The organism is Arthrobacter sp. CJ23, from assembly GCF_024741795.1.
Classification (GTDB): domain Bacteria; phylum Actinomycetota; class Actinomycetes; order Actinomycetales; family Micrococcaceae; genus Arthrobacter.
In genome coordinates, this window is sequence record NZ_CP102950.1 from 658,136 (window position 1) to 681,692 (window position 23,557).

Sequence of the window (23,557 nt, forward strand, 5' to 3'; positions counted from 1 at the left end):
TGCCCGGGGGCCGGCCGTTGCTGCGTCGTTGCAGTTCCGGCCGGCTGGCCCGGAGTCGTGTTTCTTTCCGTGGTTCATACTTTTCAGCACTTTCAAGGGGGTTTCTAGAGGAAATCTCTGGAAAGAAATGCACTTCTTCGCGTATTCTCAAGAAATGTCGCCTGCAAGCTGGAATCGCGAAGTCGCGCCCCCGTCCTCGTCCGCCGCCGCCCCGGAACTGGACGTCATCAGCCTGGGCCGCCGCGTGCGGCACCTGCGCAAGCAGGCCGGGCTCACGCTCGATGACCTGAGCGCCGCCGTCGGGACGGCCCCGAGCCAGCTGAGCCTGATCGAAAACGGCAAGCGGGAGCCCAAGCTGTCGCTGCTGCAGGGGCTGGCCGCGGCCCTGAATGTGGGCATCGACCAGCTGCTCGGCGCCGAGCCGCCCAACCGCCGAGCGGCCCTGGAAATCGAGCTGGAACGCTACCAGCGCGGGCCCCTGTACGAGTCCCTCAACCTGCCGAAAATCCGCATCAGCTCGCGGCTTCCGCTCGATGTGCTGGAGGCCCAGGTGGGGCTGCTGCATGAGCTCGAACGCAAGCTCAATGAGCAGGTGGCCACGCCGGAAGAAGCCCGCCGCGCGAACGGTGAACTGCGTGCCATGATGCGCGAGCGCGGCAACTACTTTCCCGAGTACGAGGCAGAGGCCCAGAAGGTGCTCGGACTGGTGGGCTACACGTCCGGGCCGCTGAGCCAGCACGTCATTGCGGACATTGCCGAGAAGCTCGGATTCACCCTCCATCACGTGGGTGATTTGCCGCATTCCACGCGTTCGGTGACGGATTTGAAGAACCACCGAATTTATCTGACCCAGAGCCAGAGGCAGGATCACGACCCCCGTTCCGTGCTGCTGCAGGCGCTGGGGCACTACGTCCTGGGCCACGAGACGCCGAAGAACTACGGCGACTTCCTCGCCCAGCGGGTGGCCACCAACTACTTTGCGGCCGCCCTCCTCCTGCCCGAACAGGCCACCGTCGACTTCCTGCGGAAAGCCAAGGCGGCCAAGGAAATCGCCGTGGAGGACATCCGGGATGCCTTCGCCGTGTCCTACGAAACCGCCGCGCACCGTTTCACCAACCTGGCCACCAAGCACCTGGACATCACCACCCACTTCCAGAAGACCCATAAGAGCGGCATCATCTACAAGGCCTACGAGAACGACGGCGTGACGTTCCCCATGGACCACACCGGCGCCATCGAGGGTCAGCCGTCGTGCAAGGCCTGGACATCGCGGGCCGTGTTCGATGTGCCGGACAAGTTCAGCGCCTACAGCCAGTACACGGACACCCCGTCCGGCACGTATTGGTGCACGGCCCGGACGGAGCGCTCGGCCAGCGGCGAGTTCTCGTTGAGCATCGGCGTGCCGTACCAGCATGTGAAGTGGTTCCGCGGACGGGAAACCACGGCCCGCGAAAAATCCACGTGCCCGGACCCGAACTGCTGCAAGCGTCCGCCGGCCGCGCTGGCCTCCGAGTGGGCCGGCAACGCCTGGCCATCGGCCCGCGCCCACTCGCACCTGCTGGCCGCGATGCCCCCTGGCGCCTTCCCCGGCGTGGACGAGACCGAGGTCTACTTGTTCCTGGCTGCGCACTCGGAACGGTAACGTCGGATCACGATTGGGCGGCTTCGGCCGGCGCCCGATCACGTTTGGGCGGCTTCGGCCGGCGCCCGATCACGTTTGGGCGGCTTTCCCGCAACGCTCGCGCAGATCGCGTGAAATCTGAGCGCACCCGAGGCACCATGTGAAGACAACACACGGCCAAAGGGGATGTGCCATGAATCGTGTCCGGAAAGCGGCCGCCATGACCGCGGCAGCCGCGTTGGTGAGCTGTTCGGCAATGATCAGCGCCTGCGCTCCCCGGCCAGCCGACGTCGGGCTCTTGAAGGCCGACGGCGTTGAACGGGTTTCCGTTGCCCGCGACGCCTATGCTGCCGAACTGGAGGCGTTCAACGCCTCGGCGCTGAAACTCGGAACTGCGCTGCTGGAGGACGGAGGCGAGGGCGGCAACGGCAACACCATCTCCTCGCCGGGAAGCCTGCTGATTGCGCTGGCGATGCTCCGTGCCGGGGCATCGGGGGAGACGGCCGCGGAAATGGACTCGGTGCTGGGGCTCCCGGTCACCGGCAGGGACGAAGCCATGAACGCGCTGCTCGCGGCCCTCGAGAAGTACGACGGCGACCCCGCCTCCGTTGACGAGAAGAACCCGCCGCGCAAGCCACTGGTGCACGCAGCCAATGGCCTGTTCATCGATAAGAACGAGCCCACGGGAGCCGACTATCTGGCCACGCTCGCCAGGCACTACGGCACCGGTGTGTACCCCGTGGATTTCCTGGACCAGGCCACAACGGAGCCCGCCATCGACGCCTGGGTGGACAAGAACACCGGCGGCCGGATCAAGAAGGCGCCGGCAAAATACGATCCGGACAACACTTTCAGCCTGCTCAATGCCGTCTATTTCGCTGCTGCCTGGCGCGAGCCGTTCGCCCTGGAAGCCACGCAGGACCGGCCCTTCACCAAGGCCGGCGGCGAGACCATCGCGGTCCCCACCATGCTCGGCGACAAGGTGATGGGCTACGCGGAGGGCCCCGGCTGGAAGGCCGTGGACCTGCCCTACGGCGAGGGGTTCGCGATGCGGCTGGTGCTGCCCGCGGCCGGCTCGCCGGAGGGAATGCCCGACGCCGGAACTTTGCTTGGCGTGGCCGCTGCCCTTGAGGAGGCGGAACCGCAGATGGTGGAAATCCAGCTGCCCAAGTGGGACCACAAGAGCTCCTTCGACCTTCTCAAGATCCTGGGCGAGCTGGGGCTGGAGCGGACGCTGTCCACCGTCATGGACTTCGACGCCATCCAGGGCGGGCTGACGATCACCGGGGCCGCCCAGGCGGCCAACATCACGGTGGCCGAGAAGGGAACCATCGCGGCGGCGGTGACCCAGTTCAACGGGCGCGCCACGAGCATTCCCCCGCAGCCGGAGCGCACCATCAGCTTCGACCGCCCCTTCCACTACCAGATCGTGCACCTCGAAACGGGCCTGCCGCTGTTCATGGGGAAGGTGGCGGACCCGCGATAGGCGACGCCCCGTGCTAGTGCGGCAGCTTTGGACGCCCGTCCAGGTGAGGTGCCGGATGCGCGGCTCTGGCCCATCTCATGGCGCCTTCGCGGCGGGGCTCGGCGGGGTCGACCAGGTCGATTCTGTCGGCCAGCTTGCCCGGGTCGATCAAGTGTGATTCGAGCAGTGCCAGCACGAAGGCGTGGTCCTTTGGACGCCCGGCGATGAGCTTCGCGGCGCATAAGTCATAGGGGTCCAGGCACAGGCCGGTGCTGTTCCGGGTGTTCTCATTCCTGACGCTGACCAGCCGGTACTCCCAGTCGCGGGGGAGCACAGCGGTTTTTCTACTGGCGCCCTGCACATAAACGCCGAACTCGGTGTGGAAGGGGGACCACTCCCCAATGGCTGCGTCCAGGCTGTCCGCAAGGGCCCCCGAATCGTCGTCGGACATGGGGGCGATGTTGACTCCGTCGGACATTGTTGCGGCTGCGGGCAGTTGCTCGTCAGTGAACGAGCCAAGGATGGATTGGCTGCCAAAGACGATGACCCGGTCTTCATGGGTGACTTCCGCAGCTGCACGGATGGCGTGTTCCAATTCGTCACGGCGCATTTGCGGCCGCCTTCCTGATCGCAATGATCCGCTCTTCATCGCTCAGAGAGCCCGCGAAGGGACTCATCTGCCTCATTTCGCTTGCCAGGGGATCGGCGGCGAGCATTGCCCGTTCCATGTCCTCCACGGAAGCGTCCAGCAGGCTTTCCCAGCGATCGATCCATTGTTCCGCGATGGGGTTGCGGGGTTTCCTGCGCATTCTTTCGATGCCCGCCCTTCCCAATTCGCGGACAGACTCCTCGTTTTCACGAAGCTTGAGCGCGAGTTGCACATGAAGCTCATAGGGGATCCGCTCTTCGCGGCGCGGGATGTGTGGCCGCCTGGCCCGCGCGACCTTCAAGGCAGTTTGGACTACGGCGGGGCTGGAGCCCAGCCGCTTGGCGATGTCACGGACGGATAGTCCGACAGCGTGGAGCGAGAGAATGGCCTCCTGCCGCTTGCGCGCGGCGGCCAGCTGTTGCCGGCGAAGATCCTCGCTGAGGCGGCCCAGCTCCCTGGCCTCCCGTGCAAGGCGATCCACATCGACACCCTTCATGGGTGCATGGTACTCCCATACACGAGGCTGCGGAAGATCATCCTGTGGGGTCCGACGGGTCCGACGGGTGCGTGGGGTTCGACGGGCGCGCGACGGGTGGAGCTAGCCCACCGTCGCTTCGCCCTTGGCGTGGGGCGTCAGCCTGCCCAGCAGGATGACGGCGGCTTCCATCACCTCGGTGGCCTGCCGCTTGTTGGAGCTCATGGCGACCTCGTGGCCTGCCACGGTGATGATGTCGGTGACCACGGCCACCGTGAGCCGGCCGAGGGTGTCGCCGCTGGCGCGCAGCAGCACGCTATTCTGGCGGACCCACTCGCGGCCGCGCTCGCGCCGCACCACCTCGAAGCCCGGGGGAGTGTCGCCTTCTATGAAGACGCGTTCCAGCTTCCGGTGCTTCCAGGTGTAGTCGAAGTAGCTTTGGCTGCCGATGGTGAACAGCGCCAGCGGATCGTGCTCGCCGGACTTCCGGGCCTTGGCGACGGCGGCTGCCACCACGCGCTCGTGTTCGTTCTGGTAGTCGTCCCAGAGGGCCAGGAACAGCTCGGTCTTGCCGCCGAAGTGGTGGTAGAGGCTGCCCACACTGGATCCCGCGCGCGCAACGACGTCGGCGATGCTGGCGTCGGTGAAGCCGCGTTCGCAAAACACGGCAGTGGCTGCCTCCAGGAGGTTCCGCTGCGTTTCGGCCGTCCGGTTCCAATGCCAGGAGCTTTCGCTCCTGGCGGCATCGCCCGTCTTGCGGACCATGGACGGCTCCTTTCGCAGCTGGCCAGAGGTGCCGGAGTGTCGGCCGGCCGGATTTTTGGAATCCTACAGGCCCAGGATCCCAAGTTTCCAGCACAGCAACCTTGACCGCCCCGTGAACACGGGAAATAATCCTAGAAGTCTGTTCTAGAAAAGATTGCTACGGCATGTCTCCGAATGCTGCGATTTTTGACGCCGGATGCCCCGAAAGCCGGGGAGCGTTTTCACGACGGTGCCGTAGCTGATTGAATCGCTAAGAGAGCGCGCTGATTGACCGCACGCCGAACCAGCCAGAGAGGAACGCGGCCTGATGTCCGTTTCAAGCAAGACTTCCGGGATCACGTCGAGCAAGTGGTTCAAGCCCGTCGCCATCGCGGTCGCGGCACTCGTGGCAATGCTGCTGGTGGTGCTCCTGGCCAAGTGGCTCCGGTCCATGACCGGGGTGCAGGACTTCGTCACCAGCTACCCAGGGCACTCCGAGCTGCCCGCAGCAACGCCCACGGGCCTGCCCGCCTGGCTGGGCTGGCAGCACTTCCTCAACATGTTCTTCCTGGTGTTGATCATCCGATCGGGCTGGCAGGTGCGGACAACCACGCGTTCCGCCGCCAGCTGGACCCGGAACAACAAGGGCTTCATCAAGACCAAGAACCCGCCCACCAAGATCAGCCTGGAGCTGTGGTTCCACCTGACGCTTGACGCGCTCTGGGTCCTGAACGGGATCGTCTTCATCGTCCTGCTGTTCGCGACCGGCCAGTGGCTGCGGATCGTGCCCACAAGCTGGGACGTCTTCCCCAACGCGCTGTCCGCCGCGCTCCAGTACGCCTCGCTCAACTGGCCCACGGAGAATGGCTGGATCAACTACAACAGCCTTCAGCTGCTGACGTACTTCGCCGTGGTGTTCATCGCCGCCCCGCTCTCGCTGCTTACCGGCCTGCGCACGTCCCCGGCCTGGCCCAAGAAGGCGCCCACGCTGAACAAGTTCTTCCCGATGGAGCTGGCCCGCAAGATCCACTACCCCGTGATGATCTTCTTCGTGCTGTTCATCATCGTCCACGTGACGCTGGTCCTGACCACCGGGGCCCTGCGCAACCTCAACCACATGTTTGCCGCGAACGACGGCGACAGCTGGCTCGGCTTCGGCTTCTTCGCCGCCGCGATCCTTGTGATCGTCGCGGCCTGGTTCCTCGCCCGCCCGCTCTTCCTGCGCCCCATCGCGTCCCTCATGGGCAAGGTGTCCCGCTAGGCGCCGCCAAACGAAAGACAGCCGCCCCGGAGCTTTCCGGGGCGGCTGTTTTGCGTGCAGCTTAGGAGCGTGCTCCGCCCTGCCAGAGGGCATCGAACGGTGCGCCCGAGGCCACGCGGTTCTTGATGCCCGCAGTGACAAAGGCCTTCGCGGAGCGGGCCGCCTCCAGCGGCGTGGCACCCTTCGCGAGCTCGGCCGTCACGGCAGCCGCCAGCGAGCAGCCCGCACCGGACACCGCCACCTCGCCCACCTTCGGGGCGCGCAGGACCTCGAGGGTCTCGCCGTCGTAGTAGACGTCGACGGCGTCCGGGCCTTCCAGCCGCACCCCGCCTTTCGCGAGGACGGCGGCACCGCTGATCTGGTGGATGCGGATGGCCGCGGCCGTCAGGCTTTCCTCATCCGTGATCTCGAGGCCGGAGAGCGATTCCGCCTCGAAGTGGTTCGGCGTGACGAAGGTGGCCAGCGGCAGGATCCGGGCCTTCAAAGCCTGGTCCGTGTCCAGGGCGTGCCCCGGTTCCTGGCCCTTGCAGATCAGCACCGGATCCAACACCACGTTCGCGAACGAGCCGCCGGCCAGCGCGGCCTCCACCGTGCTGATGGTCGCCGGGCTGCCCAGCATGCCGATTTTCACCGTGTCCAGAACAGGCCGGTCCAGCACGGACGGTGCGCCGGAAGCGGCACCGTAGGCCGCCGTCGTCGCCTCCAGCTGGTCCGCGATGACCTGCTGGTCCACCGGCACAAAACGGTGGTTCCAGCTGTCCTTGGGGTCGAAGGACACGATGCACGTCAGGTTCGCGATGCCGAAGACACCGAGCTCCTGGAAGGTTTTGAGGTCGGCCTGGGCGCCGGCACCGCCGGTCGCTTCGGATCCGGCGATGGTCAGGGCAATGGCAGGAGCAACGGCTGAAGTCATGGCTTCCATCTTGCCACTTGCCCCGGCGGTACCCCTTCTCAGCCGTGGAGTGCCCGGTACGCGGCTGCGGCGGCGGGGTGTAGGGGCACGCCGGCCGTGTTGATGAGAGTTTCCGGGCTCAGGAACTGCACGCCGGTGCTGGACTTCGGGACCAGTTCCTCGGCCTTTTCGACCATGAGCTCCACGGTCCGTCTGACGATGTGCTCGGCCAGGTCGCCGCGGCAGAGGAGCAGGTTGGCCACACCCACCGTCCACACGGCCGGGGCATTTCCATAGCTGTTCGCCGGAATCAACACGCGATCGTAGAACACGCCGTGTTGTTCGCGCATGGTGTGGATGTGCTCGGCGAGGTCGATGAGCCGGAGGCCAACTTCCTCGGCCGTGGACGCGATGGCGGCTGTGGGCACGCCGCCGGACCAGAACAGGGCATCCACGGACCGGTCCCGGAGGGCCCCGAGCCCCTGGTTCAGCCCGAGGTTCACCTGCTTGATCCCTTTGCTTGCGCCCGTGCCCGGCTCTGTGGAGGACAAGCCGGATGCCACGATAATCCGTGGAGCAGTGAGCGATGTTCCCGAGCCAAGCTCGCCGACGGCGGCGGTCTTGCCCGCCAGGTCCGCGAAGCTCCGGATGCCGCTGTCCTCCCGGACGATGCAGTGGACATAGTTCTGATACACCTTGCCGAGAGCCGTCAAGCTGCCGGTGCCGGTGAGCTGAGTTGTTGCCAGTTGTGCCGCCGCATCGGCCAGCGCGACGGCGAACGTCGCCTCGCCGGACAACACCCGTCCGATGTTATCGAGACTCCCGCCAGTGCTCAGCGGCACCGCGGCATCGGCCACGCCCTGACGCTGCAGCAGCTCCGCCAGCAGCGTGGCAAACTCCAGGTAGAAACCGCCGGGCTCGCCGCCGGCCACCGTCAGACGCGAGGGCCGTTCGTTCGACGTGCAGGCCGCTGCGGCAGGCAGGAGGAGGGCTGCCAAGCCCATGGACAGCCCGGCCTTGACGGCCGCGCGGCGGGGCGGCAGGGCGTTTCGCTCAGGCATCCGAGGCTCCCGACGGCGGCATGCCCGGCGGCGGTTCGGCTGGATGATGTTGGGCCGGCGGGGCCGGGAACTCGAGTCGGGCGGCCAGCCCGTGGGGAGGGCGTTCCGACAGGACCAGCCGGGCTCCGTTGGCCTCGGCCAGGCGGTCCACGATGGTCATGCCCAGGCCGTTGCCGCGGATTGTGCTGTGCTGCGGTGCCCGCCAGAATCTGGTGGTGGACGCGGCCCGCTGTTCGGGCGAAAGCCCGGGGCCGTCGTCGGACACTTCGATCGCAACCCCTCCCGGGCGGGGGCGGCCGGCAACCGTGATGCGGGCGGCGGGGGCGTACTTGATCGCGTTGGTGAGCAGTTCGCCCACCATGTGGGCCAGTTCCTCGGCGTTGCAGGCCAGCTGCAGCGGCGAGGTGGGCGTCTCCAGCACGAGTTCCGCCCCTGCGGTGCGGGCGGCAGGAGCCGCCCGGTCCACTTCCTCCTGGAGCACCGGGAACGGATCGATGATGGCCGGGCGCTTGCCTTCGTCGCTCTCCGGCCCGCCAGTGCCGTCTGCCCCGTCCTTGCCCTCCCAACGGTGGGCTCGCGCCGAGCCCTCAAAGGCGCGGTGTTCCGCCGTCGCCAGCTTCAGCACGCCGTCGAGCATCTCCTCCACGCGCTCCAGCTCGGCGACGACGCCCGCCGCGGCTGCCTTTTGGCTGCCCGTTTGCAGTTCCAGCTGCAGCAGGTCGATCCTCAGCCTCAGGGCGCCCACGGGGTTGCGCAATTGGTGCGAGGTGTCCGCGATCAGCCGCCGCTGAGAGTCGATGCTCTCGCTGACGGTCTGCGCCATGGCAGTGAAGGAGCGGCTCAGTTGCCGCAATTCGGGCGGGCCGTCCTCCGGAAGCCGGCTGGTCCTGCCGGTGGTTTCGAGCTCCGTGACGGCCGCGTTCAGCCGGTGGACAGGGCGCAACACCCAGGCAGTGACGCGTGCGGCAGCGAGAAGAAGCAGCGTTCCGAGCGCGAGTGCGGCGACTATGACCCCGAGCCAGCGTTCACGCAGTTTCTGCCGGGCGGCCTCCGGATCGACCTCAAGGACGGCCTCGCCCAGCACCTGGTTGGCGGTTCCGAACGGCCGGGAGATCACCTCGGTGCCGGTCCCCAAGGGCTGCAGGGCCGGGATGGTGGTGTCGCTGAGGTTCAGGCCCGCCCGGGACAGCGCCTCGCGGACATCGGCGCGGTCTTCGCTGAGGCCGCCGGAGCGCAGCGTTCCTTGCTGCAGGCGGACCAGGATTCCCTCGCCGTAGAGCCCCGAATAGGCATCCATTTCCCGCTGCAGCTGCGTGGAGTCGTTGTCCAGGGCTACGTCGTAGGCCATCTGCGCAAAGCGGTTGAGCGCCGCTGCCCGGTTGATCTGGATCTCCTGCGTGAGCTCGCGCCCGGCGGACGTCAGGATGATGCTGGAGACGGCGATCACGATGACCACCGACAGCAGGCTCAGGACGGCCAGGACCCGGACTTTCACGCCGGATCCGCCTCCACGCGGTAGCCCACTCCACGGACATTGATGATGAAACCGGGCAGCTGGAGCTTGGACCGCAGCCCGGTCAGGTGCACGTCCAGGGATCTTGAACTCGCGAGGAAAGCGTCTCCCCACAGGGCGTCCAGGATCTGTTCCCGGGTAACCACTGAACCGGCATTCCGGGCAAGCAAGGCGAGCAAATCGAACTCCGTGGCTGTCAACGGCAGCACCCGGGAACCGACGGTCGCCACCCGGCGGTCGAGGTCGACGTCGAGCTCTCCCAGGACGATGTTCTGGGGTTTGCCGACTCCGGGACGGCCGGCGCGCCTGGTCACGGCCTCGATCCGGGCCAGCAGTTCAACGAGCTTGACCGGTTTGACGAGGTAGTCATCGGCGCCCGAGCGCAGGCCCAGGACCACACTGCGTTCGTCGTCGCGGGCGGTCAGGATCAGGATGGGAACCTGGGTGACCTGGCGCAGCTTCCGCAGGACCTCCAGGCCATCGAGATCGGGAAGGCCCAGATCGAGCAGGATGACTTCGGCTTTCCGGTGGGCCAGGAGCGCATCTTCGCCGCGCGACACGCGCGTTGCCTTGTGCCCCGCGGAAGCCACGGCCGCGCCAAGGGCCGACGCCATGGCGTCGTCGTCCTCGACGATGAGCACTTGCATTGCCTGGTCCCTTTTCCGCTGGATGGGCACCCGTGGCCCGTCTTGGAGATTACCCCTTTCGCCGTGCTTTTGCTTTCTGCCGGGTGCCGCAGTGGGCGCGGCGGGCGGTGCAGGGAAGGACTGATCGGCGTGAATCCGGATTCCTAAGGAAGTGTTAGGAATCCGCTTTTCATGGTGGTTGTGCCCTGAATCACGCCTAGCTTGGAATACGTCCTCTTCTTCAGGAGGACCTTTCATTGTCGAGAAGAGCCATGCGCAAGGACGCCATGAGCAACAGCTTCATGGACAGAACAAACTCATGCAAGACACGGCTGCCGGTGCAGGCGCCGTCCAGGAAGGTTCATAGATGAGCACCCAGCAAGCTGCGCCCCAAAGCGAGGCGGCCCAGACCCGCAAAGCCGTGGGCAACATCCTCAAGGGCTCCGCGGGCAACCTCGTGGAGTGGTTTGACGTCTACATTTACACCGCGTTTTCGGCGTATTTCGCGTCCCATTTTTTCAGTTCCGCGGACCCCCTGCAGAGCAACCTGGAAGCCATGGCTGTGTTCGCCGTGACGTTCCTGATGCGCCCCATCGGCAGCTGGTTCTTCGGCCGCTACGCGGACCGGAACGGCCGGAGGGCGGCACTGACCCTCAGCGTGACCATGATGTCCGCCGGCTCCTTCGCCATTGCCTTGCTCCCCACCAAGGACGTCATCGGGACCTGGGCGCTGATCCTGCTGGTGCTGATCCGGCTGCTCCAGGGCTTCTCGGTGGGCGGCGAATACGGCACCAGTGCCACCTACATGTCCGAGGCGGCCACAGCCAAGCGCCGCGGCTTCTTCTCCAGCTTCCAGTACGTCACGCTGATCGGCGGACAGATGCTGGCACTGCTGACCCTGGTGATCCTCGAAAACCTGCTGGGCAAGGAAGCCCTGGGTGAATGGGGCTGGCGTATTCCGTTCGCCATCGGCGGCGTGGCAGCCCTTGTGGTCCTGTGGCTCCGGCGCTCCATGGAGGAGACCATCTCCGCAGAGCAGACCGCGGCTGCCCACGTCCGCGTGGCGGGCGAAGCCCAGCCGGGCACCCTGAAGCTCCTCTTCACCAAGCACTGGAAGGCGCTGCTGATCTGCATCGGCGTCACCCTGGGCGGCACCATGGCCTTCTACACGTACACCAACTTCACGCTGTCCTTCATGCAGAACACCAGCGGAATCCCCAAGGAGCAGACCTCGGTCATCAGCTTCTGGGCGCTGTTCATCTTCATGCTGCTGCAGCCTGTCTACGGGATGATCTCGGACCGCGTGGGCCGCAAGCCGCTCCTGCTCTGGTTCGGCATCACCGGAGTGCTGTGCACCTGGCCGCTGCTGTCCACCCTTGCCGGCACCAAGGACCCGTTCATGGCCTTCCTGCTCATGATGGGCGGGCTGCTGATTGTGGGCGGGTACACCTCTATCAACGCCTTGGTGAAGGCCGAATTGTTCCCCGCCTCCATCCGCGCCCTCGGCGTCGGACTGGGCTACGCCATCGCCAACTCGCTCTTCGGCGGCACCACGCCGCTGGTGGGTGCCGCGCTCCAGAAGGCCGGGCAGGTGGAGGTCCTGTTCACGTACATCACGGTGGGCATCGCCATCTCGCTGCTGGTCTACATCTTCGCCCTGAAGAACAAGAAGTCCACGCACCTGGACGCCGAGCAGGGCAACGCCTTCGGCCCCGCCAACGTCCGCGGCAGCGACGTCCGGGACAGCGACGACGACAAGAAGGACCTCGTCAGCGCCTAACGCTTCCAGGCGATGTACGACGGCGGGTGCCCGGCTCACGCGAGCCGGGCACCCGCCGTCGTCGTCCCCGACGCTCTCTCACTTTTGGAGCGTTTTGGCGCAGCGCTCTCTCACCACGTGCAGGAGCGTTGCCGGATTTTGGGCCAAAAGTGAGAGAGTGTTGGCGGTCAGGAGGCCAAAGGTGGGAGAGGGTCGTTGATGCGTACGAGCCTCCAGACGGCGAGGCGGGCAATTCCGGCGGCAAGGGCTACCGACAACGAAAAAGCGATTCCGTAGGGAGTCGTGAATCCGCCGAAGGGTACGCACATGAACGCCGCGGCCAGGAAGAACGCGGCAACGTGGATCCACTGGTTCCGAACTCGGCGCAGCGCGGCCCCCAACGCCATCGCCGCCGCGATGGCGACGATCCAGACTGGCAAAGCGGAATAGACCAGTAAGATCAGGAACCACTGCCCTGCCATGCCGGTGGTGGCGGACAGTGCGATGACGAAAACGACATGTGCCACGGCTGCTCCGAGCAGGAGCGCGCGTGCGCTCAGGACGACCCGGTCCTTGGGTCCATAGCGCCATTCCTTCTTCCCTGCGGGCTTGGGGAGGTCTTCCCATCCTGCTTCTTCGTCATCCGGCACCACGTTGCTGCTCATTCTTCCCCCTTGCTGATGTTGTTGAGTGCCCCCTCCAGTGCCGGGTGCTTGAAGGCGAAGCCGGCATCGAGGAGCTTGCGGGGCTCCACCCAGCGGCTCTTCAGGACGAGTTCCGTTTCGGTCCGGATGAGGACGGCGCCGACTTCGAGGAGCCACCGCGGCAACGGCAATCCGAGCGGGACGCCCTGGCTGCGGCGGACGAGGTCCATCAGCTCGCGGTTGTCCACGGCGAAGGGCGCCGCGGCGTTCACAGGCCCGGTAATGTCCGCACGGGCGTGCAGGAACAGGACCGTGCGGAACAGGTCTTCCACGTGGATCCAGCTGAACTTCTGCGTGCCCGGGCCCATCGGCCCGCCGAGGCCGAGCCGCGCCAGGTTCCGGAACGGCCGCATGACGCCGCCTCCCGGTCCCAGCACGATGGCGATCCGAAGCGGGATCTTGCGGGTTTCCGGCGTATGCGCGGCCCTGAGCGTCTCCTCCCAGGAGCGCGCGACGCCCACCGAGAAGCCGGTGCCGATCTCGCCGTCGAGCTCTGACTGGGGCCGGTCCTCGGCGTGCCGGTAGATGGTGCCGGTACTGGCGTTGATCCACGTCCGCGGGGGAGCGGCGCAGCGGGCGATCGCGCGGCCCAGGGCGGCCGTGCTTTCCACCCTGGAACTCAGGATTTCGGCCCGGTTCCGGGCGTTGTAGCGGCAGCCGACGGACCGTCCGGCGAGGTTCACCAGCAGTTCGGCGCCGTCCAGCGCCCGGGTGATGCCGCCGTCGTCGTCCCACACAGCGTCGTTGCCGGCCGCCCGCCCGACGCTCCTCACCACCCAGCCTTCTGCCGCAAAGCGGTGTTGAAAATACCTGCCGATGAACCCGGACGCCCCGGCGAGCACCACGGTTGCCATGCGTCCCCCTTCCCGCGGCTCCACCGTCAGCCCCTGACGCTCCGGACCAGGGCCAGGATGTCGTCGAACACCCTGCCGACGCCCGGCATCTTCGCCAGCGACAGGCCGCGGGCGATGAGCGGCACCACGCCGTCGATCAGGCTGCGCGTGCGGCGCTGGCTCTCGGATTTGTCGTAGACCCAGAACAGCGCGATACCCATGTACGCCAGCCACAGCAGTTCCGGGAGTTCGCCGCGGAGCTTCTTGGGGGCGGCGGGCACCGAGCCCTCGACGGCGTCGCGGAAGATCGCGAGCGATGCCTCCCGGGCGGCGGTGGAGTCCTCGCCGAAGGGGTTGACTGGCGACGTGGGGCGGATGGCCGTGGCGATGAAGTCGGCGCCGAACTGGTGGTACGCCGCCATGACGTCGAAGCCCGAGTGCAGCACGGCCTTGAGGCGTGCGGAGAGGTCCTTGGCGCCGGCCAGGGACTCAGACGCCGCGGCTGCGTGTTCTGCCTGGACCTGCAGGTACAGCTCCTGTACGAGCTCGTCCTTGGACGCAAAGTAGTAGTAGGCGTTGCCCACGGAGACGCCGGCTTCCTGGGCGATGGCGCGCATGGTGGTCTTCTCGAAGCCGATCTCGCGGAACATCTTGAGCGCGACGTCGGCCACGAGCCGGCGGGTCTGTTCACTCTTGGCAGCCATGGGTTCCCTTGTTTCGATTGCTTGCTTCGATTTTTTGAACGTGTTCAAGAACGAGTATGACACGCTTTCTGAACATGTTCAAAATATTTGGGGGCGGGGCATTTCCCCGTGAACGGGAGCAGGGGATGGGACAATGGTGGTGGTTCCGGGCGCACTCCGGCCGGACCGCAAACCAGTGCTAATACAGCGGGGCGACGCGACAAATTCCGGACGCCTGCGCGAACCACTAAGGACGGAATTCCCATGCCCTCGCCCACCGGCTCCAGTACCCTGAGCAAGCCCGCTCCCCGCTTTGCCTCGATCGGTTCGCCGTACTTCGGGATCATGCTGGCCGTGATGGCCGTGGTGCTGATCCTCTCCAACATCGGCGCCTCAAAGGGTGTTGTGCTGGGGCCCATCATCACCGACGGCGGATTCTTCCTCTTCCCGCTGGCCTACATCCTGGGCGACGTCCTGAGCGAGGTGTACGGCTTCAAGGTGGCACGCAAGGCCATCATCACCTCGTTCGCGCTCTCGGTGTTCGCCTCGCTCTGCTACTGGATCATCATCATGCTGCCCGGCTTCAACGACGAGTACGGCACCACCAAGCAGGCCGCCATTGAGGGGGCACTGGGACCGGTTCCGCTGATCGTCCTGGCCTCGCTGCTGGCGTTCCTGGCCGGGCAGACCATCAACTCGTGGATCCTTGTGAAGATGAAGGCCCGCACCGGCGAGAAGACACTCTGGGCACGCCTGATGAGCTCATCCGTGGTGGGCGAATTCGTGGACACCCTGATCTTCTGCAGCATCGCGGCCTCGGTCATTGGCATCACAGACTTCGGCATGTTCGCCAACTACGTCCTGGTGGGCTTCGTCTACAAGACCGCCGTCGAGTTCCTGTTCGTTCCGGTCACCGTGCTGGTGGTGGGTTGGATCAAGAAGCGCGAACCGAGCTACGGGGCCGTCACGCCGTAGGGGCCTAGGAGTAGTACCGACCCAGGGTCTCGGCCTTGAACTCGAAGAAGTCGCCGGACTCGATGGCCAGGCGGGCGTCGTCCACCATCTTCACCACGAAGCGCTCGTTGTGGATGGAGATGAGCGTAGCCGAGACCATTTCATGAGCCTTGTACAGGTGGTGGATGTACGCCCGCGAATAGTTGGTGCAGGCGTAGCAGTCGCAGCCGTCCTGCAGGGGGCCGAAGTCCGCCTTGTAGCGGGCACCGGACAGGTTAAACCTGCCAAAAGGCGTGTAGAACGCGGAGTTCCGGGCCACCCGGGTGGGGGAGACACAGTCGAAGGTGTCGGCGCCGTTTTCGATCGCCGTGAAGATGTCGTCCGGCTCCGAGATGCCCAGCAGGTGCCGTGGCTTGTCCTCGGGCAGCTCCTCGTTGCACCAGCGCACGATGGTGCCCAGGTTCTCCTTCTCCAGCGCCCCGCCGATGCCGAATCCGTCGAACGGCATGGCACCGAGGTCGCTGCACGCCTTGCGCCGCAGGTCCTCGTACTGGGCGCCCTGGATCACGCCAAAGAGCGCCTGATAAGGCTTTCCCACCCGCGATTCAGTCAAGAGCGCGTGCTCCGCGATGCACCGCTCGGCCCACCGCCGCGTGCGTTCCAGCGATTCCTCCTGGTACGCGCGGGAGTTCTGCAGGGTGGTCAGCTCGTCGAAGGCGAACATGATGTCCGCGCCGATCTGGTGCTGCACCTGCATGGAGATCTCGGGCGAGAAGCGGTGCCGGTCCCCGTTCAGATGGCTCTTGAACCAGACGCCGTCCTCGTCCACATGCGCCAGCCGCTCCTTGCCCGGCGCCACGGCGTCGTCCGGCCCGGAGGCGTCCACCGACTTCATGTCGATGACCTTCTTGAACCCCGAGCCCAGGCTCATCACCTGGAATCCGCCGGAATCGGTGAAGGTGGGCCCGCTCCAGTTCATGAAGGCACCCAGCCCGCCGGCGGCGTCGAGGATTTCCGGCCCGGGCTGCAGGTACAGGTGGTAGGCGTTGGCCAAGACTGCCTGCGCCCCCAGCTCGGCGACGGATTCGGGCAGCACGGCCTTGACGGTGGCCTTGGTCCCGACGGCGATGAACGCGGGCGTCTGGACGGTTCCGTGCGGCGTGGTGATGGTGCCGGTGCGGCCCAGGAAAGCGCCGCCGTTGGCGTCTGTCTGTTGGCCCGACGGCGCGCACGTCTCGTTGAGCCGGGCCCCCACCCGGAAGGAAAACTCCGACTGCCGCCCGGCAAGGCCGGCCAGCTCGGCGCGCGAGGCATCTACGGCAGGAAAGCCCGCAGGGCGGGCGTCGGGCTGGGCTTGGGGCATGGCGGAATCGGCTGGCACGGTTCCAGTGTGCCAGCTATGGGGTGCGGATCCTCAGTGCGCCGCCACCGATGTGGGGTAGTTCTCAGCCCGCCAGCCGTCCCACTGCTGGCGGATGGCATCCAGGCTGTGCGCCCCCAAATCGTACGTTGAAGCGATCACCATGGCGCCGCCGTCGGGCCTTTTTTCCGGGATGGGAAGCTGCTCCGCCACGATCAACAGCCCGTCGCCGTGCTCGGCGTAGCTGTGGACCGTGAGCCCTACCTGGTGGTTGCTTCGGAACCAGACCCGGCCCGAGATCTCCTCGCCGGTGGCAAGCTTAAGCGCGTATTCCTCGCCGGGCGCGGGAACGTCCGCCAGTCCCAGCTTCCGGATGGCAGACTCCCCGGTGCCCGGAAGCGAGAGGAAGTGTGTGCGCCGGTGGCCGTGCGGGTGCCGTTCCAGCGCGAAACGCAGCTGGTGCAGGAACGTCAGCCAGCCCTGGGTGATGTCCTCGTCCCAGGCGGCCCACTCGGAATTGTGGTCCAGCGCGGCCCTGGTCACCTTGACTTCGGTTCCGCCGGTGACGGGGCTCAGATCGAACACGTCACCGTCGTTCACCGTCAGGCTGGTATGCCCGGGCCCCTCAACCACGTTGGTGTTGAAGTAGATCTCGTTGATTTCGTCGTGGAGGTCCTCGGCTTCCCAGCCATGCCATTGGGCCACCAGCGACGGTTCGCGCAGCATCGTCCAAACTTGCTGCGCGTCGGCATTCACCACAACGCTCAGATTGTTCGTCATGTGCCCGAATCTACCGCCGTTCAGCCCGACGCAACAGGCCTTGAATTTAGCCGTTGCAAGGCATAGGGAGGCCGCTACGCCCGGACGGCCTCAAGCTCGTTGGCGATGCGCCGCTGGAGCTCCTCCACGCCAATGGTCTCCGAACCGCCGTGTGCCCGCAGGAACAGCAAGGATTCCAGGCGCAGGTAGCGCCATTCACGCTCGGCGTCGTGGTTGGAGTTGTCGATGGAACGGAAGATCTCTTTGTCGTAGAGATTGGGTTCGTTCAGCTTGCGCTGGCTGACCTTGGCGTTGATGCGGGCCTTGAACGGATCCGTTTCCTGGGACTCCGGGGCGCGGAGCAGCTTCTCGTACACCGCGGCCCGCTCGTCCAGGCCGGCCTCCCGGCAGATGAAGCTGGAGAGCGCCAGCGCCCGCTCGATGGACGTCCAGCGATCGTTGTTGCCGTCGAAGGGCAGCACATTGAGCAGGTCCGCGATTGCCAGGGCATGGTCCGGATCGCGCAGGATGATGCAGAGATCGTGGGCGAGATCGCTCAGATCCCGCAGGCAGCTACCGGACTTCGTGTTGATGCCCTTGACCAGGCGTTCACTGAGGACCTGCACGCCGTTGTTGCCCAGGTGCTCGGCCGCGGCAGCCGCCACCACGGATTCGGGGGTGCCGGCCGGCTCCGGGATCAGCGCCAGCTCGGCGGCGCTGGGCGCAAGGAACGCGGGCAGCCCCGCGGGCAGGGGAGGAACGACGACGGCGGCAACGGCTTCCGCTTCCCCGCCGGCTTCCGCCGGGGAACCGCCGTCCGGGGACCCGCCGTCGGGGGTCTCGGCGTCGGAGGAGCCCTCCGCGGACCCCTCAGCGGACCCCGCAGGGGAGCCGTCGGCAGGATCTGCAGGAGCGCTGCCCGGAAACGGAACCAAAGGCGGGAGGGCGTCGGTGGCGGGGGCGCTGCCCACCGGGACACTGGACCCCACAGCAATCCGCAGCAGGCCGCCGTCGGCCGTTGTGACCATCAGCAGCGCGGGCACGCCGAAGTCGTCATGGATGGTCTCGATGCGGCTGACCTCCTCGGCCTGGCCGTCACCGGGCGGGAACACATGGTCGCCGATCTGCAGGTCCCCAGCCTGCTTTTCGCGGTACTGCTGGGCGGCTGGGCTGTGAGTCATCGGAAGTCCTTTGGTTCTCTTGCGGTCCGCCCCTCAGTCTACAAAGCCGGACGCCCTAAATGCTGGAGGCCCGGCTACATGCCGACGCCGGCATACGCCAGCGCCTGCCGCACGAGGTTGCCCCGGCCGCCGTCGAACTCCTGCTGGACATCCTCGCTGAGGACCTCCGAGGGGGTCATCCACGTCAGCTCCAGGGCGTCCTGCCGGGGCTCGCATTCGCCGGTCACCGGGATGACGTACACCAGCGACACCGCGTGCTGGCGGTCGTCCGTGAAGCCGGTCTGCGAGGGTGCCGGGAAGTATTCGGCCACGGTGAACGGCACCGGGCTGACGGGAAGCAGCGGGAACGCGAGGGGGCCGAGGTCCTTTTCCATGTGCCGCAGCAGTGCGGCGCGGATGGTCTCGCGGTAGAGCACGCGGCCGGAGACCAGGTAGCGCACCATGTTGCCGTCGGCGTCGCCCTGGAGCAGCGTGCCCACCTCGTTGACGAATCCCAGCGGATCCAGTCGGACGGGGACCGCCTCCACGTAGACCATGGGGAGGCGGCCGCGGGCTTCGAAGAGGTCTTCGTCGGAAAGCCAGCCGGGGTACGGGTCGGGGGTTCGAACACTCATGGTTAAGTTCTACCCCATCCCTTGCCGAACCACGCCCGTGACGTCAGATTGCGAGGATCGAAACGAGGGGCTCGCCGGCCGTGATCCGTGCCAGCAGGGCCGGTTCGGCGGCGTCCGAGGCCAGCGCCTTCTCCAGAACCTGTTCCGCAGCCTCGGGGGAGAGCACCACCAGGCCGTTGGCGTCGCCCAGCACCAGGTCGCCCGGGTTGACGGTCACGCCGCCGCACTGGACGGGGACGTTGACCGCGGAACCGTTGCCGTGCACGCGCTTGGTGGTGAGGCAGGAGGTGCCGCGGGCAAACACGGGCAGGCCGGTCTGACGCAGTTCCAGCACGTCCGTGGCCACGCCGTCCACTACGACGGCGGCCGCGCCCTGCGCCGTCGCTGCGGCTGCCGTGACGGCCCCCACCGGGGCATGCCGGTGGTCCCCGGACATGTCCACCACCAGCACGTCGCCGGGGCGGAGGGCCAGCAGTGCGTGGTTCATGGCGATGGCGTCGTTGTCCGCGATCCGGACCGTCACGGCCGGGCCGGCCACCTTCACGCCGCCGGGGACATCCCCCAGCAGCGACTGGATGGCCGGGTCAACAAAGCCGTCCTCCAGGAAGTGCCCCAGGGTGGGGTAGCTGACGTCCGCCATGCGGGGGAGCAGCGCGGGAAGCAGGGCAGCAGTCACTCTGCGTCCTCCGCCGCGCCGGCCAGCACGGCCACGCATTCGATCTCGAGCGAGACGCCCCACAGGCTCACGCACACGGAGGTGCGGGCTGGTTTGGCCGCACCGAAGTACTCCACGTAGACGCGGTTGTACTCCTCGAGCTGGTCCTCGCTGGTCAGGTAGGTGTTGACCTTGACCACGTGCTGCAGGCTGGACCCGGCCGCTTCCAGCACGGTGCGCAGGTTCTCGATGGTTTGGCGCACCTGGCCTTCGAACGTGTCCGGCTGGTCGTCCAGGCCGGTGATCGCAGGGATCTGTCCCGAAGTGAACACGAAACCGTTGGCAATGACCGCCGGGGAGAAGGGCCCGACGGCGGGCGCCTGGCCGGGGATACCGGCCAGGCGCTCAATGGCGGTTGCCGTCACCGGGCGGTGCTTCCGGCTGCCGCTTCGGCAGCTTCGGCCGCTGCCGCCGGGGCGACGTCGACGGCGTCGATGTTGCCGTATCGGGTCTCGGTCAGGAGGAACAGTGCTACGAGCGAGAGTCCTGCCGCGGCCATGATGTACCAGGCGATCGAGGAGCTCTGGTGGGTCATGCCCAGCAGCCACGTGGTGACGAACGGGGTGGCGGCGCTGCCCAGCAGGCCGGAGAGCATGTAGGCCACGGACAGGCCCGAGTAGCGGACTTTGGAGCCGAACAGCTCGGCCAGGAAGGTCGCGATGGGGCCGTAGTTGGCGCAGAATGCCGTCATCATGGCGAGGTAGGCGACGAAGAGCAGTGCCACGGACTTGGTGTCCATGAGCCAGAACATCGGGAAGGCCAGGAGCGCCTCGGCGGCAATGCCGGCGAAGATGATGGGCTTGCGGCCGAACTTGTCCGAGAGCCTGCCGAAGAACGGGATGAGGAACAGTCCCAGGATGCAGGAGACCAGCACCACCCAGAGCATGAGGCTCTCGGAGTGGCCCAGTTCCTTCTTGCCGTAGGAGACGCCGGAGGCCACCAGCAGGGTGAAAGTGCTGCCCGTGGAGAGGGTGGCGATGCCGCCCAGGACAACCTGCTTCCAGTACTTGGCCATGAGTGCGGCGAAGGGCATTTTTGCCTTGGCGCCGGCGGTCTTGACGGCCTGGAAGGACGGGGTTTCCTCGATGTTCAGGCGGATGTAGATGCCCACCGTGACCAGGAGAACGGAGGCCAGGAACGGGATGCGCCAGCCCCAGGAGTACAGGGCCTCTGTGCTGACGGTGGAGGCCACGATCAGGAAGGCGACGTTGGCGATCAACGTGCCGGCAGGGACGCCTACCTGCACCAGTGAACCAAAGAAGCCGCGGCGGTTGGCAGGGGCGTGCTCCACGGTCATGAGCACGGCGCCGCCCCATTCGCCGCCCAGGGCCAGGCCCTGGATCACGCGGAGCAACAGGAGCAGCAGCGGGGCCATGATGCCGATGCTGTTGTAGTCGGGCAACAGGCCAATGGCGAAGGTTGCGGCGCCCATGGTCAGCAGGGACACCAGCAGCATGGACTTGCGGCCCAGACGGTCGCCGAAGTGGCCGAAGATGATGGCGCCCACCATGCGGGCAATGTAGGCGGAGGCGAAGGTGCCGAACGCGAGCATGGTGCCAACGATCGGATCGAAACTGGGGAAGAAGATCTTGTTGAACACGAGGGCCGAGGCCGTGCCGAAAACGAAGAGGTCGTACCACTCGACGGTGGTGCCGATGACGCTGGCGAGGGCAATTTTGCGCATTTTCGCGAGGTCAAGCCTGGCTGTTGATGCGGGGGCAGTATCTACCGTTGGGGACATCAGGTTCTCCAGAGGGGTAAGGGCGAATGCCCGAAGAGGATGCAATCAACTATTCGGTGTCGCATACCACACTTCAATGGCTGAAGTCCCAGCAAAAAGCGGGCACAAATGTGATTTCACACAAGCGCCTGTGAGGGTATTAAAAGGGCCGTTAAGCCAGGCCGCCACCAGCCTGCTGCCTGCGCCGGGACCGTGGGTCACACTTGGGCGGAAAGCTCGTGCCGTGTCAGGTTCAGATACACCTTGCCGCCTTCAACCCGGTTGATTGCATCTGCAGCCGCATAGGAGTCGCCGGCCCAGAAGCGGCGGGCATCGATCTTGATGTAGCCCGAATGGAACAACCGCCGCGCCATCAACTCGGGTACTTTCGGTTCCTTGCCGAAGACGGCACTGAGTCCGAGGTTGAGCAAATCCTGTTGGGAGGCTGTCGCGGCTTCTTCGAACGTCTCGGCCTTCGCGTTGGGCGGAACGATGTGCTCAACGGTGCCGATATCTTCCCCCGACACATCAACAACCCTCATGCCCTTGGACACGGATTCCAAGACGTCCACGTTCGTCCTCCTCCACTCGCCTGCATGGTATTCCTCCGCCATGCTTTTGCCAGGGCGCGGTCGCTGGAAACCCGGCGCCTAAAGCCGCACCCCGGACAATTTCATTACGGCACCGTTGCGCCTTACGGTCAAGGGGCACAGCCCTGACAGGGCGTTAACCCGTGCGAAGTGGCGCTCGCGGGCGCTAAGCCCAGGCCACCACCAGCCGTGCGGCCTGCGCCGGGACCGTCAGATCGATGCCCGTGAGCTCCTGGAAGCGGTTGAGCCGGTTGAGGATGGTGTTCCGGTGGCAGAACAATTCCTGCGCCGTGGTGGTGATGTTTCCCGTGGACAGGAAGTGGCGCACGGTTTCCTCCAGCCGTTCCCGTTCCCCGCCCCGGCACTCGGCAAGGGCGGATTCGAGGTCCGCCCACAGATCGAGCCCGGCGTCCTGGAGCTGCTGCTTGGCCAGCCGGGCCCAGGCCGCCGCCGCGGTCAACGGGCCGCGGTCCGCGGGCCGCAGCAGCAGGGCCAGGCGCTCCGCCGTCCGGGCCGCAGAAGGAAGCCCGCGCAGGCCGGAAAACCCCTCCACGTAGCCGCAGGGTATTCCCGCAATGCCGGCGGGAAGATAGTGCGGTCCGCCCGGCTTCAGGCCCGTGCTGTGTGGTCGGTTCAACGCCCAGAACACGTAGGTGCTGCCGCCGAATTCATGGACAAACAGCCGCTGTGAGGGCTGGGGCCAGCCCCCTTGGGCGGCAACGGTCCGCAGCCTGGACGCGGCCTCGCCGCTGGCCGCCACGATCGAGAACGTAGCCTCGGGATCCGTGACCAGGGCCGCGGACGCCTGGCTGATGGTGTCCTGTGACAGCTCGGACTTGCTGAACAGCCGGGCGATGAATTCGCGGCGGATGTTCGATTCCTCCTGGGCCATCCGGACGCGTTCGGCCGAGTAACTGGAGTGCGTCTGCGTGGCGAACTCATCCACCACGCGCCACACCTGGTCAACGTGGGAGGTCAGGAGCACGGCGTCTTCCGGTTTCGAGAGGTGCAGCAGGTCTGCCCAGAGAATGCTGAAGTCCAGCCTCACCGCCGAGATCAATGCGTCCGGCGAGATGCCGGCGCGTGCCCGTTTGGCACCGAGTTCCGAAGAATAGCGCACCAGGGAGTCGTGGCCCCCGCTGCGGCTTGAGCGCTGCAGTTCGTGGTCCCGCAGTCCGTCCACCAGCCGCCGGAACGTCTCCCGCGCCGTCTCCCGCAGCTCCGGAACGCTCACCCTGTTGTCCGCATATTCGGGGATCTCCTGGACCCGTTCCATGAACAGCTCGGCAAGTTCATCCAGCCGTCCGTGCAACCGCTCCACCAGTTCTCCCCAGCGGGGGGAATCGCCCGGGATTTCAAAGTTGTGCATTTACACATT

The 23,557-nt window shown here is 66.3% G+C and carries 24 protein-coding genes; 5 read left to right on the forward strand and 19 right to left on the reverse strand.

What is annotated here, in order from left to right:
• Window positions 1–127: 127 nt before the first annotated feature.
• Together NVV90_RS02965 and NVV90_RS02970 are read left to right on the forward strand one after the other, a co-directional pair.
• The gene (locus NVV90_RS02965; RefSeq protein WP_258439708.1) at window positions 128–1,642 is read left to right on the forward strand and encodes an XRE family transcriptional regulator; all 1,515 of its coding nucleotides are present in this window, start codon (window positions 128–130) and stop codon (window positions 1,640–1,642) included.
• A 172-nt stretch (window positions 1,643–1,814) separates the two neighbouring features.
• The gene (locus tag NVV90_RS02970; protein WP_258439710.1) at window positions 1,815–3,107 is read left to right on the forward strand and encodes a serpin family protein; all 1,293 of its coding nucleotides are present in this window, start codon (window positions 1,815–1,817) and stop codon (window positions 3,105–3,107) included.
• 13 nt (window positions 3,108–3,120) lie between these two features.
• Here NVV90_RS02970 and NVV90_RS02975 read toward each other — a convergent pair whose 3' ends face one another.
• The 3 genes from NVV90_RS02975 to NVV90_RS02985 form a co-directional block, all read right to left on the reverse strand.
• Window positions 3,121–3,696, reverse strand: coding sequence for a DUF6036 family nucleotidyltransferase (locus tag NVV90_RS02975; protein ID WP_258439711.1), 576 nt, complete (start codon window positions 3,694–3,696; stop codon window positions 3,121–3,123).
• Window positions 3,686–4,231, reverse strand: coding sequence for a helix-turn-helix domain-containing protein (locus tag NVV90_RS02980; protein WP_258439712.1), 546 nt, complete (start codon window positions 4,229–4,231; stop codon window positions 3,686–3,688). Before NVV90_RS02980 ends, NVV90_RS02975 begins: the two co-directional genes overlap by 11 nt.
• Before the next feature lie 102 nt (window positions 4,232–4,333).
• Window positions 4,334–4,975 carry a TetR/AcrR family transcriptional regulator gene (locus tag NVV90_RS02985; RefSeq protein ID WP_258439713.1) on the reverse strand — a complete coding sequence of 214 codons (642 nt, stop codon included), beginning with the start codon at window positions 4,973–4,975 and terminating at the stop codon, window positions 4,334–4,336.
• Between the two features lie 307 nt (window positions 4,976–5,282).
• On the opposite strand from NVV90_RS02985, the gene NVV90_RS02990 reads away from it, so the two are divergent.
• On the forward strand, window positions 5,283–6,215 hold the full coding sequence (locus NVV90_RS02990; protein WP_258439714.1) for a cytochrome b/b6 domain-containing protein: 933 nt from the start codon (window positions 5,283–5,285) through the stop codon (window positions 6,213–6,215).
• 61 nt (window positions 6,216–6,276) lie between these two features.
• Here the strand turns inward: NVV90_RS02990 and NVV90_RS02995 are convergent, their stop codons facing one another.
• Genes NVV90_RS02995 through NVV90_RS03010 form a run of 4 tightly spaced genes read right to left on the reverse strand, consistent with a single transcriptional unit; the run spans window position 6,277 to window position 10,328 of the window.
• A complete protein-coding gene (locus NVV90_RS02995) occupies window positions 6,277–7,137 on the reverse strand; it encodes a hydroxymethylpyrimidine/phosphomethylpyrimidine kinase (RefSeq protein WP_258439715.1) in 861 nt (286 codons plus the stop codon).
• A gap of 29 nt (window positions 7,138–7,166) precedes the next feature.
• Window positions 7,167–8,168: a TAXI family TRAP transporter solute-binding subunit gene (locus NVV90_RS03000; protein ID WP_258439716.1), complete on the reverse strand. Its 1,002-nt coding sequence runs from the start codon at window positions 8,166–8,168 to the stop codon at window positions 7,167–7,169.
• Window positions 8,161–9,663: a HAMP domain-containing sensor histidine kinase gene (locus NVV90_RS03005; protein ID WP_258439717.1), complete on the reverse strand. Its 1,503-nt coding sequence runs from the start codon at window positions 9,661–9,663 to the stop codon at window positions 8,161–8,163. The genes NVV90_RS03000 and NVV90_RS03005 overlap by 8 nt, the downstream gene beginning before the upstream one ends.
• A complete protein-coding gene (locus tag NVV90_RS03010) occupies window positions 9,660–10,328 on the reverse strand; it encodes a response regulator transcription factor (protein WP_258439718.1) in 669 nt (222 codons plus the stop codon). The genes NVV90_RS03005 and NVV90_RS03010 overlap by 4 nt, the downstream gene beginning before the upstream one ends.
• Before the next feature lie 346 nt (window positions 10,329–10,674).
• On the opposite strand from NVV90_RS03010, the gene NVV90_RS03015 reads away from it, so the two are divergent.
• The gene (locus NVV90_RS03015) at window positions 10,675–12,087 is read left to right on the forward strand and encodes an MFS transporter (RefSeq protein WP_258439719.1); all 1,413 of its coding nucleotides are present in this window, start codon (window positions 10,675–10,677) and stop codon (window positions 12,085–12,087) included.
• Window positions 12,088–12,254: 167 nt separating this feature from the next.
• Here NVV90_RS03015 and NVV90_RS03020 read toward each other — a convergent pair whose 3' ends face one another.
• The 3 genes from NVV90_RS03020 to NVV90_RS03030 are packed head-to-tail and all read right to left on the reverse strand — an operon-like array spanning window position 12,255 to window position 14,307.
• Window positions 12,255–12,731 carry a hypothetical protein gene (locus tag NVV90_RS03020; RefSeq protein WP_258439720.1) on the reverse strand — a complete coding sequence of 159 codons (477 nt, stop codon included), beginning with the start codon at window positions 12,729–12,731 and terminating at the stop codon, window positions 12,255–12,257.
• Window positions 12,728–13,624: a TIGR01777 family oxidoreductase gene (locus NVV90_RS03025; RefSeq protein ID WP_258439721.1), complete on the reverse strand. Its 897-nt coding sequence runs from the start codon at window positions 13,622–13,624 to the stop codon at window positions 12,728–12,730. Before NVV90_RS03025 ends, NVV90_RS03020 begins: the two co-directional genes overlap by 4 nt.
• A 26-nt stretch (window positions 13,625–13,650) precedes the next feature.
• On the reverse strand, window positions 13,651–14,307 hold the full coding sequence (locus tag NVV90_RS03030) for a TetR/AcrR family transcriptional regulator (protein ID WP_258439722.1): 657 nt from the start codon (window positions 14,305–14,307) through the stop codon (window positions 13,651–13,653).
• A 243-nt stretch (window positions 14,308–14,550) separates the two neighbouring features.
• Here NVV90_RS03030 and NVV90_RS03035 point away from each other — a divergent pair, with 243 nt between their 5' ends.
• Window positions 14,551–15,261 (forward strand): queuosine precursor transporter, encoded by a 711-nt coding sequence (locus tag NVV90_RS03035; RefSeq protein ID WP_258439723.1) that lies wholly within the window; start codon window positions 14,551–14,553, stop codon window positions 15,259–15,261.
• Between the two features lie 4 nt (window positions 15,262–15,265).
• Here the strand turns inward: NVV90_RS03035 and tgt are convergent, their stop codons facing one another.
• The 9 genes from tgt to NVV90_RS03080 form a co-directional block, all read right to left on the reverse strand.
• The gene (tgt, locus tag NVV90_RS03040) at window positions 15,266–16,603 is read right to left on the reverse strand and encodes a tRNA guanosine(34) transglycosylase Tgt (protein WP_396125384.1); all 1,338 of its coding nucleotides are present in this window, start codon (window positions 16,601–16,603) and stop codon (window positions 15,266–15,268) included.
• Between the two features lie 51 nt (window positions 16,604–16,654).
• Entirely contained in the window at window positions 16,655–17,380 is a 726-nt protein-coding gene (locus NVV90_RS03045) for an SRPBCC domain-containing protein (RefSeq protein WP_258439724.1), read from the reverse strand.
• Between the two features lie 74 nt (window positions 17,381–17,454).
• A complete protein-coding gene (locus NVV90_RS03050) occupies window positions 17,455–18,540 on the reverse strand; it encodes a DUF6707 family protein (RefSeq protein WP_258439725.1) in 1,086 nt (361 codons plus the stop codon).
• Window positions 18,541–18,614: 74 nt separating this feature from the next.
• Window positions 18,615–19,154 carry an NUDIX hydrolase family protein gene (locus NVV90_RS03055; protein WP_258439726.1) on the reverse strand — a complete coding sequence of 180 codons (540 nt, stop codon included), beginning with the start codon at window positions 19,152–19,154 and terminating at the stop codon, window positions 18,615–18,617.
• A 43-nt stretch (window positions 19,155–19,197) separates the two neighbouring features.
• On the reverse strand, window positions 19,198–19,830 hold the full coding sequence (locus NVV90_RS03060; protein ID WP_258439727.1) for an RraA family protein: 633 nt from the start codon (window positions 19,828–19,830) through the stop codon (window positions 19,198–19,200).
• Window positions 19,827–20,234: a RidA family protein gene (locus NVV90_RS03065; RefSeq protein WP_258439728.1), complete on the reverse strand. Its 408-nt coding sequence runs from the start codon at window positions 20,232–20,234 to the stop codon at window positions 19,827–19,829. The genes NVV90_RS03060 and NVV90_RS03065 overlap by 4 nt, the downstream gene beginning before the upstream one ends.
• Entirely contained in the window at window positions 20,231–21,610 is a 1,380-nt protein-coding gene (locus NVV90_RS03070; protein WP_258439729.1) for an MFS transporter, read from the reverse strand. Before NVV90_RS03070 ends, NVV90_RS03065 begins: the two co-directional genes overlap by 4 nt.
• A 197-nt stretch (window positions 21,611–21,807) precedes the next feature.
• A complete protein-coding gene (locus NVV90_RS03075; protein WP_258439730.1) occupies window positions 21,808–22,161 on the reverse strand; it encodes a hypothetical protein in 354 nt (117 codons plus the stop codon).
• A 184-nt stretch (window positions 22,162–22,345) separates the two neighbouring features.
• Complete coding sequence (locus NVV90_RS03080; RefSeq protein WP_258439731.1) at window positions 22,346–23,548, reverse strand: helix-turn-helix domain-containing protein; 1,203 nt, start codon at window positions 23,546–23,548, stop codon at window positions 22,346–22,348.
• Window positions 23,549–23,557 lie beyond the last annotated feature (9 nt).

Excerpts from the sequence above, each read along its gene's own strand:
- NVV90_RS02980 (WP_258439712.1), bottom strand. The coding sequence starts at position 4,231 with ATGAAGGGTGTCGATGTGGATCGCCTTGCACGGGAGGCCAGGGAGCTG.
- NVV90_RS03035 (WP_258439723.1), top strand. The coding sequence starts at position 14,551 with ATGCCCTCGCCCACCGGCTCCAGTACCCTGAGCAAGCCCGCTCCCCGC.
- NVV90_RS03030 (WP_258439722.1), bottom strand. The coding sequence starts at position 14,307 with ATGGCTGCCAAGAGTGAACAGACCCGCCGGCTCGTGGCCGACGTCGCG.
- NVV90_RS02995 (WP_258439715.1), bottom strand. The coding sequence starts at position 7,137 with ATGGAAGCCATGACTTCAGCCGTTGCTCCTGCCATTGCCCTGACCATC.
- NVV90_RS03055 (WP_258439726.1), bottom strand. The coding sequence starts at position 19,154 with ATGAGTGTTCGAACCCCCGACCCGTACCCCGGCTGGCTTTCCGACGAA.
- NVV90_RS03070 (WP_258439729.1), bottom strand. The coding sequence starts at position 21,610 with ATGTCCCCAACGGTAGATACTGCCCCCGCATCAACAGCCAGGCTTGAC.
- NVV90_RS03020 (WP_258439720.1), bottom strand. The coding sequence starts at position 12,731 with ATGAGCAGCAACGTGGTGCCGGATGACGAAGAAGCAGGATGGGAAGAC.
- tgt (WP_396125384.1), bottom strand. The coding sequence starts at position 16,603 with ATGCCCCAAGCCCAGCCCGACGCCCGCCCTGCGGGCTTTCCTGCCGTA.
- NVV90_RS02975 (WP_258439711.1), bottom strand. The coding sequence starts at position 3,696 with ATGCGCCGTGACGAATTGGAACACGCCATCCGTGCAGCTGCGGAAGTC.
- NVV90_RS03080 (WP_258439731.1), bottom strand. The coding sequence starts at position 23,548 with ATGCACAACTTTGAAATCCCGGGCGATTCCCCCCGCTGGGGAGAACTG.
- NVV90_RS02970 (WP_258439710.1), top strand. The coding sequence starts at position 1,815 with ATGAATCGTGTCCGGAAAGCGGCCGCCATGACCGCGGCAGCCGCGTTG.
- NVV90_RS03015 (WP_258439719.1), top strand. The coding sequence starts at position 10,675 with ATGAGCACCCAGCAAGCTGCGCCCCAAAGCGAGGCGGCCCAGACCCGC.
- NVV90_RS03050 (WP_258439725.1), bottom strand. The coding sequence starts at position 18,540 with ATGACTCACAGCCCAGCCGCCCAGCAGTACCGCGAAAAGCAGGCTGGG.
- NVV90_RS02965 (WP_258439708.1), top strand. The coding sequence starts at position 128 with ATGCACTTCTTCGCGTATTCTCAAGAAATGTCGCCTGCAAGCTGGAAT.
- NVV90_RS02990 (WP_258439714.1), top strand. The coding sequence starts at position 5,283 with ATGTCCGTTTCAAGCAAGACTTCCGGGATCACGTCGAGCAAGTGGTTC.
- NVV90_RS03000 (WP_258439716.1), bottom strand. The coding sequence starts at position 8,168 with ATGCCTGAGCGAAACGCCCTGCCGCCCCGCCGCGCGGCCGTCAAGGCC.
- NVV90_RS02985 (WP_258439713.1), bottom strand. The coding sequence starts at position 4,975 with ATGGTCCGCAAGACGGGCGATGCCGCCAGGAGCGAAAGCTCCTGGCAT.
- NVV90_RS03010 (WP_258439718.1), bottom strand. The coding sequence starts at position 10,328 with ATGCAAGTGCTCATCGTCGAGGACGACGACGCCATGGCGTCGGCCCTT.
- NVV90_RS03025 (WP_258439721.1), bottom strand. The coding sequence starts at position 13,624 with ATGGCAACCGTGGTGCTCGCCGGGGCGTCCGGGTTCATCGGCAGGTAT.
- NVV90_RS03045 (WP_258439724.1), bottom strand. The coding sequence starts at position 17,380 with ATGACGAACAATCTGAGCGTTGTGGTGAATGCCGACGCGCAGCAAGTT.